The 12,623-nt window shown below is 42.8% G+C and carries 12 protein-coding genes; 1 reads left to right on the top strand and 11 read right to left on the bottom strand.

Translation table 11 applies throughout. The features are described 5' to 3' along the window. Positions 1–288: 288 nt before the first annotated feature. Both V7K97_RS11810 and V7K97_RS11805 read right to left on the bottom strand, forming a co-directional pair. Complete coding sequence (locus tag V7K97_RS11810; RefSeq protein WP_334801101.1) at positions 289–1,146, bottom strand: SDR family NAD(P)-dependent oxidoreductase; 858 nt, start codon at positions 1,144–1,146, stop codon at positions 289–291. A 43-nt stretch (positions 1,147–1,189) separates the two neighbouring features. Next, a complete protein-coding gene (locus tag V7K97_RS11805) occupies positions 1,190–1,420 on the bottom strand; it encodes a hypothetical protein (protein WP_334801100.1) in 231 nt (76 codons plus the stop codon). Between the two features lie 649 nt (positions 1,421–2,069). Between V7K97_RS11805 and tatC the strand changes: the two genes are divergently transcribed. Then, complete coding sequence (gene tatC / locus V7K97_RS11800; RefSeq protein ID WP_334801099.1) at positions 2,070–2,864, top strand: twin-arginine translocase subunit TatC; 795 nt, start codon at positions 2,070–2,072, stop codon at positions 2,862–2,864. 436 nt (positions 2,865–3,300) lie between these two features. Here tatC and V7K97_RS11795 read toward each other — a convergent pair whose 3' ends face one another. The 9 genes from V7K97_RS11795 to V7K97_RS11755 form a co-directional block, all read right to left on the bottom strand. After that, positions 3,301–5,475 (bottom strand): CHASE2 domain-containing serine/threonine-protein kinase, encoded by a 2,175-nt coding sequence (locus tag V7K97_RS11795; RefSeq protein WP_334801097.1) that lies wholly within the window; start codon positions 5,473–5,475, stop codon positions 3,301–3,303. 408 nt (positions 5,476–5,883) lie between these two features. Then, on the bottom strand, positions 5,884–7,893 hold the full coding sequence (locus V7K97_RS11790; protein ID WP_334801095.1) for an FHA domain-containing protein: 2,010 nt from the start codon (positions 7,891–7,893) through the stop codon (positions 5,884–5,886). Beyond that, the gene (locus V7K97_RS11785) at positions 7,890–8,093 is read right to left on the bottom strand and encodes a DUF6760 family protein (RefSeq protein WP_334801094.1); all 204 of its coding nucleotides are present in this window, start codon (positions 8,091–8,093) and stop codon (positions 7,890–7,892) included. Before V7K97_RS11785 ends, V7K97_RS11790 begins: the two co-directional genes overlap by 4 nt. Then, entirely contained in the window at positions 8,036–8,419 is a 384-nt protein-coding gene (locus V7K97_RS11780; RefSeq protein WP_334801093.1) for a phage tail assembly protein, read from the bottom strand. Before V7K97_RS11780 ends, V7K97_RS11785 begins: the two co-directional genes overlap by 58 nt. 241 nt (positions 8,420–8,660) lie before the next feature. Further along, on the bottom strand, positions 8,661–9,008 hold the full coding sequence (locus V7K97_RS11775) for a hypothetical protein (protein WP_334801092.1): 348 nt from the start codon (positions 9,006–9,008) through the stop codon (positions 8,661–8,663). An 11-nt stretch (positions 9,009–9,019) separates the two neighbouring features. Continuing rightward, positions 9,020–9,517 (bottom strand): phage tail protein, encoded by a 498-nt coding sequence (locus V7K97_RS11770; RefSeq protein WP_334801091.1) that lies wholly within the window; start codon positions 9,515–9,517, stop codon positions 9,020–9,022. A gap of 6 nt (positions 9,518–9,523) precedes the next feature. Continuing rightward, positions 9,524–9,979: a phage tail protein gene (locus tag V7K97_RS11765; RefSeq protein ID WP_334801089.1), complete on the bottom strand. Its 456-nt coding sequence runs from the start codon at positions 9,977–9,979 to the stop codon at positions 9,524–9,526. A 111-nt stretch (positions 9,980–10,090) separates the two neighbouring features. Further along, a complete protein-coding gene (locus V7K97_RS11760) occupies positions 10,091–11,752 on the bottom strand; it encodes a phage tail sheath family protein (RefSeq protein ID WP_334801088.1) in 1,662 nt (553 codons plus the stop codon). 30 nt (positions 11,753–11,782) lie between these two features. Further along, on the bottom strand, positions 11,783–12,622 hold the full coding sequence (locus tag V7K97_RS11755; protein WP_334801086.1) for a Pvc16 family protein: 840 nt from the start codon (positions 12,620–12,622) through the stop codon (positions 11,783–11,785). Between the last annotated feature and the right edge of the window lies 1 nt (position 12,623).

Below are 12,623 nucleotides of genomic sequence, written 5' to 3'. Positions count from 1 at the left end.
TGTCTTAAATATCCAATAAGTTACTCTTATGAATATTAAAAATATCCAACAGAAAAAAAGGTACTCTTAAGTACAATTTTGTACTGCTCATGATTACAGAAGCATCATGTTTAGTTTGTAGACAAGCATAAGTAGTTCACCTAAATTCTATATCTCATTCCTAAATCAGCATAATATTGATGACGAAAGTCATAATTTTATTGACGAAATCATGATTTTATTGACGAAAGTCACGATTTTGTTGATGAAAATCATGATTTTGTTGATGAAAATCATGATTTTGGTAATCTACAAACCCATTGCGTATAAAATTATCCGGTCATGGAGATGATCGGGCAAAATATGCTTCAGCAACGCTCCAATTTTGGCATCTTGTCCAACCAGATAACGTGTCTTTGGTTGCTTTGCAGTCAGCGCCTGGACAACAACCTGAGCGACAAGATCCGCAGAAATTCCCCCAGATGCGAGAATCTGCATTTTCTTGCGGACAATATTCATCCCCTGTCCGTAGAGATTTTGTGCCGATTGGGGTAAGTCGTGCTGTGCTATTTCCGATTGACTTAGGGACTTTTCCCAAATTGGAGTTGCGATCGCCCCAGGTTCGATAATCGAAACGGAGATTCCCCAAGGTCGTAATTCCATCCGCATTACATCATTGAGTGCAACGAGGGCAAATTTGGACGCATTGTAAGCTCCTAAGAACGGCGTCGGACTTCTACCAGAAATGGAACCCATATTGACAATTCGGCCTCGACTCTGGCGTAATAGACCAAGAAACCCTTGTGTCACTGCTAATTGTCCAGTGACATTAACCAGCATTTGTTGTTGAAATTCGGCGATCGCTAATAATTCCAAAGGTCCAGGAACAGCAATACCGGCATTATTCACTAAACCTAAAATCCCCGCCCCACCGACTGCATTTGTTACCCGATCAACCGCAGCGGCGATCGACTCAGCATCAGTAACATCTAAAAAAATCGGAATCAGCCTTTGCGATCCTTTCTGTTTAAGTGTTTGAGCATCAATATCTTGACGCACCCCAGCAAAAACAGAGAAACCCAACTGGTCTAAAAGCAAAGCACACGCCTGACCAATTCCTGTTGAGGCTCCTGTAACCACTACTGTACCTTGATTTTCTACAACCATTAATTTTCTCTGATGATAGAACTGCCATAATTACGAATTAGTATCAATCCTTGCAAGTGCCAGCACGAAGGCAATCTTCGGTTTGGTCATCTCTAGCCGATATTTGCCACGGCAGTATACGTGAATGAGCATTTGTACTGTAAGCAATTAGAGCTGCTATTGTGGGAAACTGATTTTTGACAATTATCATGTCACTACTACAAGTATTGCCTAGCTGAACATTACATAAATAAACAGGCAATGCCATTAAAGCAATGCAAATTCTCCGGTTCATACCCAACCTCAGCTAAAAATTTCCGATTACACTATGTATAGATGCCACCTTGATGAACCGGATTTTTAAAACTGAGTATTATATGTTGATGTTCTGTAAATTTACTCAGCAGTACTAGTAGTCTATCAAGTTTAAATTGATGGGTAAGCAAGTTCGTAGTACATCACGGCGGAAATAGACCTACCATCCTAAATGGGTAAAAAGCTTGCGGTATAAGTATTCTTTCTTTTTACTTTTTACTTTTTACTTTTGCCTTGTTGTACTAGTGAGTTAGCCCGTTCTTCTCCCTTGGCGCTAGCCTCTCCCTTTGGGAGAAGGGGAGACGCTAAGAGCGATAGCGCCGGCGGCAAGCGAGTCCGCGATTAGCTTGTCGTCGAAAAGACTCGCTAGCGCCAAGAGAGAAAGCCGCGCTAACTCACTACAAAACCTTAAAACTGCTTGACCAAGTACTAGCCGCAGAGACGTAATTTCTACATTATCGGTTCCACCCTATTTTAGGTTAGGCATTGCCTACAAGATGGCTTCCTACTAACTTATGCAGATGCAAACCGAAAAAACAGGAGAAAAAACCCGCAGCACCCAAAAACATATCTTGGTAGCTCCATTCCCCGGATAAAATAGTTAACAAATGTTGCCTACTAGCTGACTCATGACCCCTTCACAAGACGTAGATACTGTAAACGTTCCCAACATCGACACAGAAGGATATGGCAACTCAGATACTGATCCTCTTGATGAGTTGCCAGGTGAAATCGAAATGTCCCTTTTCGACCACCTAGAAGAGTTGCGACAACGGATTTTCTATTCGCTGATTGCCGTATCAGTAGGCATTATCGGCTGTTTCTTTGCCGTTAAGCCAATTGTCCAGCTACTTGAGGTTCCAGCACAAGGAGTAAAATTTCTCCAACTGGCACCAGGAGAATATTTCTTTGTCTCCTTCAAAGTTGCAGCCTACACGGGCATCGTACTTACTAGTCCATTCATTCTTTACCAGATTATCCAGTTTGTGATTCCAGGACTGACTCGCCGCGAACGCCGTTTACTGGGGCCTGTGGTTTTGGGTTCGAGTGTGCTGTTTGCAGGGGGGTTAGTATTTGCCTATTTACTCCTTATCCCCGCAGCCTTGAAATTTTTCATCAGCTACGGAGCAGATGTAGTTGAACAACTTTGGTCAATTGATAAATATTTTGAATTTGTCCTCCTATTGTTATTCAGCACTGGTTTAGCATTTCAAATTCCCATCATCCAACTGTTGCTCGGTAATTTGAACATTGTCTCGTCTGAACGGATGGTTTCTGGTTGGCGTTACGTGATTATGGGAGCAGTGATTTTAGGAGCCGTCCTTACACCTTCCACCGACCCCCTAACTCAAAGTCTCTTAGCAGGTGCAGTTTTAGCCCTTTACTTCGGTGGTGTTGGACTGGTGAAGCTCACAGGTAAATGATATCAAGTCCGGGCGATCGCTGATCATAAAATATGTCAATGTAGGTTGGGTTTCACTGCCGTTCAACCCAACATCAACAAGGATAAAATCTTGGGTTTCCGTTCCTCAACCCAACCTACAGATATCGACTAACGCTCTTTTATTACTCTCGTCAGATTAAATTTGAAACCCTATTTTGATGTTAGTCCGCGCAGGCGGACTTTGTATGTGTAGCCGCGATTTCTAATCGCCTGGATTATTCTCTATCGAGAGTCATAGAAGAGCGCTAAGGTCTATCCTTAGTCTTGTACTTAGGGACTTCCAACAAATAAATTCTCCAATCTTGTGGGGTGGGCAACATGAGCGCTCATAGGCAAAGGCGCTCATGTTGCCCACCCTACAAGAAGTAGTTGAGTATTTTTTTATTTGTCAGTCCCTTGCCTCCTACCTTATTTTACTAAAGACTTTCGAGAGTTTTAAGCACCTCTGCTGCTGACTGATATCGTTGAGTGAAGTCGAAATGTACCATTCTATTTAAAATAATAACTAACTCGTTTTTAGCGTCAGTTAGTTCGCGCCAATGTTGCCAAATATTAGGATCGGATGTACTCTGGATAATTATTTCACCAATATTTGTGTCTCGGCGAAATTCTCTGGGATCTACCCCAGTTAAACCTTGTATTCCCATAATTCCCAACGCATAAATATCACTATTGAGTTTTGGCAACCCGCTCATTTGTTCCGAAGGTGCATAACTAGGAGTACCAATTGCAATGGTCTGAGCTTCTTGTTGCTGAGGTTGAATCTGCTTCACAGCGCCAAAGTCAATTAAAACAATGTGCTGATCTGATTCTCGCCTAATCAAGTTACCAGGTTTGATATCTCGATGGATTACGCCATAGCTATGAACAAAAACCAGCACGTTTAAAACTTCTTTGAGCATCTCTACAACTTCAGCTTGTTTTAGTCGCCTACCAGAGATTAGCTCTTTGTCCATAGCATGTCCTCGAACAAATTCTTGCACTAGAGAAAATTGCTGATTTTCTTCAAAGAAAGCTAGCAGTTGGGGAATTTGTGGATGCTTACCCAAAGTTTCTAAAATTTCTGCTTCAGCGTCGAATAAGCGTCTGACAACATTTAAATATTCCGCATCTTGGCGAGGAGGTCGCAACTGTTTAACCACACACTGCGGATTACCAGGGCGCTGGATATCGTTAGCCACGTAAGTATTACTAAATCCTCCAGAACCCAACCGTTCAGTAATTTGATAGCGATTGTTTAATAGCGTGCCTAGTGCAATTTCTTGCCCAATGGAATCAATAATTATCGTTGATGCTTCATTTGAGGCATTGCCGCGCTGCCGTAAAAGACCTTGCAATTCCCCAATTAATTGTTGGTGTTCTTGAACCCGTTGGGTAATTTCTTTTTGCTCTTGCTTGGTTTGATAAGCACTATAGGCCAGGACACTGCCGGCGGTAAATACTAACCCCAACGCCGGAGGTATGACTGGGAACCATCCAGCTTGGGTAAAAATGACAAAATTGCCTCCAAATAACACTGCAAGGGCTGTGGCTACTGCCAATCCTAAACCTAGTGGATGCTGAATTCGCCATACCAGCAACCCACCAACTACAGTCCATCCCCATATCCAAAGGACTTTACCCCACTCAGGCAAAAACCAAAATAGAGGCTGTTTGTTCAGAACAGCACTAAGAATTTGACTAACGCTCTGGGCATGAATTTCAATTCCTGACATTTTGCCAGAATTATCTGACTTACCACTAGCAAATGGCGTATTAAAAATATCATTTAAACTATTGGCTGTTGAACCAATTAAAACGATGCGGTCTTTCACCAAATCTGGTTTAACTTGATTTTCAAGTACTTCTGTAATAGTTACCTGCTGGGCGACGTGATGACCAGAATGGTAATTAAGCAGGATTTGGTAGCCATTGGTATCCGCTTTCTCATAACCGCCAGCGTTACTTTCCAGGGGTTTAAATATAGTATTGCGTAGTCGTAGTTCCTTTTTTGGGGTAAATTCTAGTTGGATGCCTCCGACTTCTAAATATTTGAGCGCTAGCTGTAAGCCAAAGGAATAGGTACTTTGACAGGAATCAGACTTCTCTGCACTTACCAATAATAGGTTGCGGCGAATTGTGGCATCAGTATCTTCTACGACATCATTAAATCCGACTCGCTCGGCTTCAACGCCCTTTGGCGGTGCTATTCCCGGATTGTTAGAACCAGAATGTTTGCAAATAGGAATAATGATATCGCTCTGTTGTAGGCGTTGGAGTAGCTTGTTATGACCAGGCTCTACTGGTAAGTCACGAAAAATATCTAGACCAATGGCTCGCGGTTGATATTCTTCAAGTTTACCTAACAGCCGGTCTAGAAGTTCACCAGACAGAGGCCAATTCCATTTTTGAATATCTTTTTCAGTTAAAGCAACAATTAATAGACGAGAGTCTGGGTCTGGGTTGCCACGTAATTGGATCATTTGGTCGTAGACTTTCATTTCCAAAGGCTCGAAAACCCCCAGTTTTTGAATGCCTACTAAGATAAGTGTAGCGATCGCACTTGAAAGAATAACTGGCTGTCTAAATAAACTTTTAAAATTCACAACCATTTTTTAAGAGGTTTTACTTTAAAATATACCTATATTTTTAGATTAATTTTTAATATTGAAATTATTCTACGCAATTTGCAACTTTCCAAAAAATATAGCAATCATATTTCAATACGCTTGGGTTAAGGGCTACTGGCAACAATTTTTGGTTTTCGAGACGCGATAAATCGCCGTCTCTACAAGACGCGATAAATCGCCGTCTCTACAAGACGCGATAAATCGCCGTCTCTACAAGACGCGATAAATCGCCGTCTCTACAAGACGCGATAAATCGCCGTCTCTACAAGTGTTTTGTTGCTCATTCTGAACTGTATTGAATCATATTTTACTTGTAAACACCGACAGGATCAGATCCCCGACTTCTTTAAGAAGTCGGGGATCTTTTTGTTAGTAACTCATTTACAATTGCTATATCTGTTTAAGATAATGCACGATCGCTTCTGCTGTTGGCAAATTAGTTGCCAGCAAAACTTGATTAATATTGCATAACCTTAGCAGTGCTTCTTCATTTGCTTGGCCAGGCTGAGGTTGTAGCAAATCTCTCAAGAAAATCACTGCTAAAATATCTCCCGCTCCAACCAATGAAGCAATTGTTTGATATCCTCCAGAAGTTGGTGCAGGAGTTTGTTGACTAATAGTTATACCTGCCTGTTTATCCAAGACTTCGCTAACAGATGGCCAGGTAATTGTAAAGCTCTGGGAGAAAAATTCTTGATGCTGAGAAACAAATTCAGCAAGTTCTAATTTCTTACTTTCGTGAGCAATGAGTACTATATTTCTTTCAACGATCATTTGAGCAGGCTCACTTACATTTGTTTCTTCTGGAATTTCATCAGATTGAGTTGCTTCTGGTTCAGAAACTTCTTCAATAGTTTGACTGACGTTATCAGGAGCTTCAATTTCTGTTGTTTCCAAAGATTGAATATCAGCTGAGCCAGAGACTTCACTTACTTGTGCAGAAACATCATCAACATTTACACTAACTTCTTCTGTACTTGTATTACTCAAATCAATGTATTGATTGCTGAAAACTTCCGAGACATTATCATCAGGTGCTGTCGGTGCTTCAGAAACTTCCCTTACTGTTTCATCAACAGCAGAACTAGGTTCTACTTCATCAACATCTGTGCTATCTTCTGCTGTCACGGACTTATCTAAATTTACTACTTCATCACTGACATGATGTGTAACTTGGTTTTCCTGCTCTGGTACTTGGCTCAATGTTTCTTGGTGATGAATTTCGGCCTCTTCAGCAACTTCATTGACAAAATCACCAGAATCTGAATTGACCTCTTCTCTAACTGGTGTATCTAAATTTACGACTTCATCATCGGTAGCTTCGGGAATTGGACTCTGTACAGGAACTGGGTGGAAAATATCACGAGGCTGTACAAAGGTGACTTCTGCTTCCAGTGCTGCTTCAAACTCGGCATCCTCATCATCGGTAGCTTCGGCAATTGGACTCTGTACAGGAACTGGGTGGAAAATATCACGAGGCTGTACGGAGGTGACTTCTGCTGCTAGTGCTGCTTCAAACTCGGCATCCTCATCCTCGGTAGCTTCGGGAATGGCACTGATATCACGGGGCTGTACAAAGGTAGATTCTGCCGCCACTGGCACTTCCGAGTTTGCAACCTCCTCGTGAGTGGCTTCTGGAACTGTACTTTCCTCTTCAGGAGTTTCAATGATGTTTTCCGGTGCAGTTATTGCGTCATCAGGCTCAGTCAAAGATTCGCTGATTTCTGGAACCTCTACTTCTTCACCATCTGCGCTGACTTCTGGTGTAACTAATGTACGCAAATCCACAATTTCATCACGAACATCGTGTGTAACTTCGCTGACTGCTTCAGGAGTTTGAATGATATTTTCAGGGGTGATTACCTCAGCAACGGGGATAACATCATCCGCTTGAGTAGAAACAACTTCTGAGATTTCGCTGATTTCTGGATGAGGAGCATTAATTTCAGGTGTTTCTACTTTATTTACAACCTCTGGGGCTGGATTAGCAGCGTTGGGAGTGCTGACATTTTCAGGCGATCGCGGTCGAGAAAACATTGAAGGGTCTATAATCCTAAAGACTGTCTCTGGTTGTTCATAGGCCGGAGCAACTGCTTCTAAGATCAAAACATAATCTGCAATCCGAATCACATCTCCATCGGTCAAAGAATATGGTCGATCTTTTTCAGTCTGTTTGCCGTTAAATATTGAGCCATTTCTACTGCCAAGGTCGCAGAAGTAGTAATTTCCACCTTTAAGAAAAAACTTAGCGTGTACCCGACTGATATCAGGGCTGTCTAGGAGTAAATCAGAATCAGGAGAACGACCTATTAGCCATTCTCCTTTCGTTGTAGATTCTATGGTCAGGTCAACTTCATTGAGTTCACTTAAAGTTGGTGAGTAGCTAACTTTTACTTTCATATTAATTTTTGGTTAATTTTATTGATTTCTGCTACCCATCGCTGACGGGTAGTATGTTCTAAATTTAAAATATCATCTTGTGACCAATGAAAATGATAAGCAATAAAAGCTACCTCCTCATATAAAGTATCAGAGGGGTAGCTTACGACTCCCCCGCTAGTTCTAGCTCCACTGAAAATTGAGTATTGCAGTGGGGGCATTGTGTCGGAATGTGTACATTACCTTGCTGATTGATGCGATTATAAAATTCTCGGAGATAGGCAATGTCATGTAAAAGCAGTCCTTCAAGTAAATCAGGACTCACAGAGTTGAAACTTCCCAAGCGAGTGATGACCCGTGCAAGCATCACCAAAACACCGTAAGCTGGATTTTCCTGAACTCTCCGCTCTTGTTGCACCAAAATTTCATCCTTGGCGGTGGCTAAACGCATCACCCCATGACGATGTACTCGGTGTTCACCATCACTAAACCCTTTAGGAAGAGTGAAGGCAAATTCTGTGCAGAGAGTATCTTTCTTACGGCGCATAGGTTATTTAATTTGGGCATTGGGCATTGGGCATTGGGCATTGGGAATTGGGAATTGGGAATTGGGGAAAGAAGTCTTAGGGACTTCCAAATAAAAAAATGTCCTAAAAACTGACCCAAAAACCCTCTCTATTTCTCCTCTCTCTGTGTTCTCTGTGTCTCTGTGGTTCGTTTCTTTGGATAATTTATTTCTAAGTCCCTTATAACTTCTAACTCCTAAGACCCCATACCCCATGCCCAATTCAATTATGAAGAATTGCTTCGGGGGAATTTATTGCATCTTCTGGTATGGAAGTTTCGCCTTCCAATCCATTGATTCGACGGTAAAAATCTTGGAGGTAATTTAAATCTTGGGCAAAAAAGTTTTCCACTATTGCAGGAGTCACTTCTGATAAAGCCCCCAAGTGGGTAATCACTCGTGACAAGATAATAATTGTGGCATAAACAGGATTAGCTTTAACGCGTGGGTCGCGCAAGGGTGCAATCTCGTCTATCGCCGTTGATAACCGCATTACACCTTTGCGGTGGAGGTTGCCTTCAGAGTCTAGATATCCCTTTGGCAGTATAAATTCAAACTCTGTTGGAAACATAGTTCTCCTGATTATTTCACGCGTTTAAATTCCTCAAAAGCAACCTCCACCTCCTCAATTTCGATATCATGGCTGCGGGCGTTGACATCGGCAATTTTATAACTTGCAGGCCAAGCACCGGCTAATTCAAATCTAGCTACTTCTTGATTTGCCTGATTATAAATAGACAAAGCCACAAGTCTACGTTGCTCAGACCACTTACCCTGTTGGACTTTTTCAAACCAATTCCAAAAATCCATAGATTTGGTAGTACCTCTACGCAGAATGAGATTACCACTCTTGGGATTGCTAGGAAGCTTAGTTCTCACTACCTGACCTTTTGACTGCCCATTTGTACCCCAGGTTTGAGAAGTGACTTCAGAAATTTCAATTACTTCTTGTGTTCTTTTGAAGCCTTGACACTCCAAAAAGAAGCAATTGGCATCGTTTTGACCTTCTAGCGTGAGTCCTAAGTAGAACCGATGAGCCGTAAGAATTTCATCTTGAAGTTGGTCTGGAGATTGTACCACTGTTAATTATTTGATCCGTTTAATTCCTTCGTGAACCAATTCAATGGTTTCATTAGCCATATCACCACCAGAGGCAGTTAAGGTAGGCCCAGTGTATTTACAGGGATAACAGTTGACAATGTTCCACCGTGCCTTTTCAGAACCTTGTTGGTCGTAAGCAACTACCGAACCAGTCTTACGTTTACTTGACCACTTACGAGGATCACCCATGTCCTCGTTACAATCTTGATACCATTTATAAAGGTCTATATCATCAGTGGCAATGACTTTTACTGTGATGTTAGTAAATTTAACAACAGTTGGTGTAGCTTGGCGCATCAGTTTGGCGTTTTTAGATGAGCCGTGGACTTCTTGGGCTGGGGTATTTTCAACGCCTAATCCACTAATCTCTTTGATGAATTTATCCGTAATTCCATCAGCCTCAAAGTAAAATTTACAAGAGGTTAAAAATTCGCCTGCCATACTTTTAGACTCCTTTGTGTGTAATTAATTGGGGAATGGGGAATGGGGAATGGGGAGAGACGCGATAAATCGCGTCTGTACAAGAGTTAGGAGAATTCTTGGCCCAATGCCCTATTCGCTATCTTCAATGCCATTCCATTGGCTGATGCGGAAAACAACAAATTCTGCTGGTCTGACTGGGCAAACTCCCACTTCGATGTACAAACGTCCTAAAATTCTGGTTTCTGGTGGGTTCAATTCTTCGTCGCACTTGACATAGAATGCTTGGGCTGGAGATGCTCCAAACAAAGCACCTTCACGCCAGATACGCTCTAAGAAATTACTAACGGTGCGGGTTACACGTGCCCATAAATCTTGGTCGTTCGGTTCAAAAACTACCCACTGAGTCCCCAATTCTAGGGATTTTTCGATATAGCTAATTAGTCTACGGACACTGATGTAACGCCACTCTGTTTTATCTGGCTCAACTAAAGTGCGTGCCCCCCAAATGCGGATACCTCGGTTGGGGAAGCTGCGAATGCAATTTATTCCCAGAGGGTTTAATAGTTCTTGTTCGCGGAAATTTGTATCATAGCCTAAACCAATTACGCCTCTGGGAACTTCATTTGCAGGGGCTTTGTAAACTCCTCTGGTTTCGTCGGTGCGGGCCCAAACGCCCATCACATGACCACAAGGAGGGACTAAAATTGGATTACCGCGATCGCGTGGATTGGGTACTTTAATCCAAGGATAATAAAGGGCCGCAAACATCGAACGACGATTAAATCTATTCAACCACTCCACAACTTGTTGAGGTTTGACGGCTTCCGGTGGGGCATCAAGTACAACCATGCGGTTGGGCGGATTGGGAATATCGCCACTGGCAGAACCCTCGCACATACTAATCATCAGTTCGATGATGCCGTGGACTTGATCTAAATTAAGCACCTGCTCTTGATAAGCCCGCATCACATCAGGACACGCTAGCATGGTAATCTCATCAATTTCAAACATACCGCGTACCCCGGTGCGATCGTCTCGAACCCCTTCTAAATTTTGCGAAAATCTATCGGGTGGGGTAGCAACAATGGGCGGTGCTAGTTCATATTGACCATTCACCGGACGACGAGCTAAAGGCTGTCCACTTTGAGTGATGTCTTCTACAGTGATATACATCGAACTTCTCAATGCCGCCAGCGCATAAGTTGCTGTTTGACCAGCAGGTTCGCGGTTCATTGTCAAATTCTCGTATTGCTCTAGAAGTTCATCTCCTCGACGAATTTGAACTGTGAAATATTCACCCGTATTTGGAGGCGCTTCTCCTTCAGTACCTTCAGGTAAGGCGCGGGGCGAACCATCAATAATTACAATATTTACTAATCCGCCTGCTGCTTGCTCAGGACGCAAAGTAAAGCGGAGGGCTGGACGATTACCTCTAGAGTTGATTCTGAGAGCAGCCGGTTCTGGAGTTGCCGGTCTGGGTGCGCCTGGTAACTGAGTACCAATGCTCGTCACCCAGCAGCGACCGCCACCATTCATAAAGTAGCCGTAAACTGAAAAGGGTAAATAGGCGTTGAAATCAGTGAACCCATCAGAGTTAGGACGGGCAAAGTAGTTGAGAAATTGCGTCCAAGTGGTTACTAGCATGGGCTTGTATAATTCAGCCCCACCACGAACATCTTCAGTAAAGCCGACAAATCCGGCAACTGCCGTGCTAACACCTTCAATTGGTCGGCTACCCCGGTCAATTTCTTCAATATAGACACCGGGAGCAAAGTAATCAAGTCTAGCCATGAAAGTCTCTCCAAGTCAGTAAAAATCTAATTATTCAGGAGTTAGAAATATTTCTTTGAAAGTATTACTTTGGTTATCTACCAATGCATTGACGTTCTGGGGTAAATAGCCAGGATGATTCAAAGTCAAAACATAATTACCTAAATGAAGGTCTTCAAAGAAGAACAGCCCTTCTTTAGTGGTTAATACGGACTTTTCAGTGCCCCTCACAGCCACTTCTGTCGCTACCAACGGCAGATTTGTGACTGTACTTTTGACAATACCCGCGATCGCAACTCGCCTGGTTAATACTAGACTGTCACGATCGCGAGACAACTGATTTCGCAAATCGAAAATTCGCTCCCAAACCAAAGGTACTGGAGTAGGTTGTGGCTCGAAGGGTATTGTAACTGTCAAATATAAGGCTGAACGCAATGGCACATTGAGAGCGCTCCACAAAGAGCCAATCTCAATTGGCGGCTCTAGGGCAACTGTCATGTTCAAATTACCATAGCCTCGTAATTCAGGAACCAAAAACCCCTCTTCCAAGGTGCGATGGCGTAACAGCACAGTCAGCGCCTCACTAATAAAGTGATGCTCACCTAAAGCTGTTCTATCCCAGGCTGTTAATAGCAGTGAAACATCAAACCAAGCCGGTGCCCAATTTACAGTGGCAGGTTGTAGAGCGCGTGTTAGCTTGCGTTCTACTTGCCTACCAGAATGTTGTACCTGCTTACTCTCACGTATATCAAAAATGTATAAATTGAGAGTTGGGCCTGCTCCCTCTTCCCTTCGATTACCAGGATGGCTAAAGTCAATTTGCTCTGTACTGGTAAGTGAGGTTCCTCCAGCGAGAATTTCGGCTAAAGTTTGAAGAACGAAGATAAGCATC

Origin of the sequence: Nostoc sp., from assembly GCF_036917815.1 — a bacterium.
GTDB lineage: Bacteria > Cyanobacteriota > Cyanobacteriia > Cyanobacteriales > Nostocaceae > Nostoc.
This window is presented reverse-complemented; position numbering and strand designations above follow the sequence as displayed.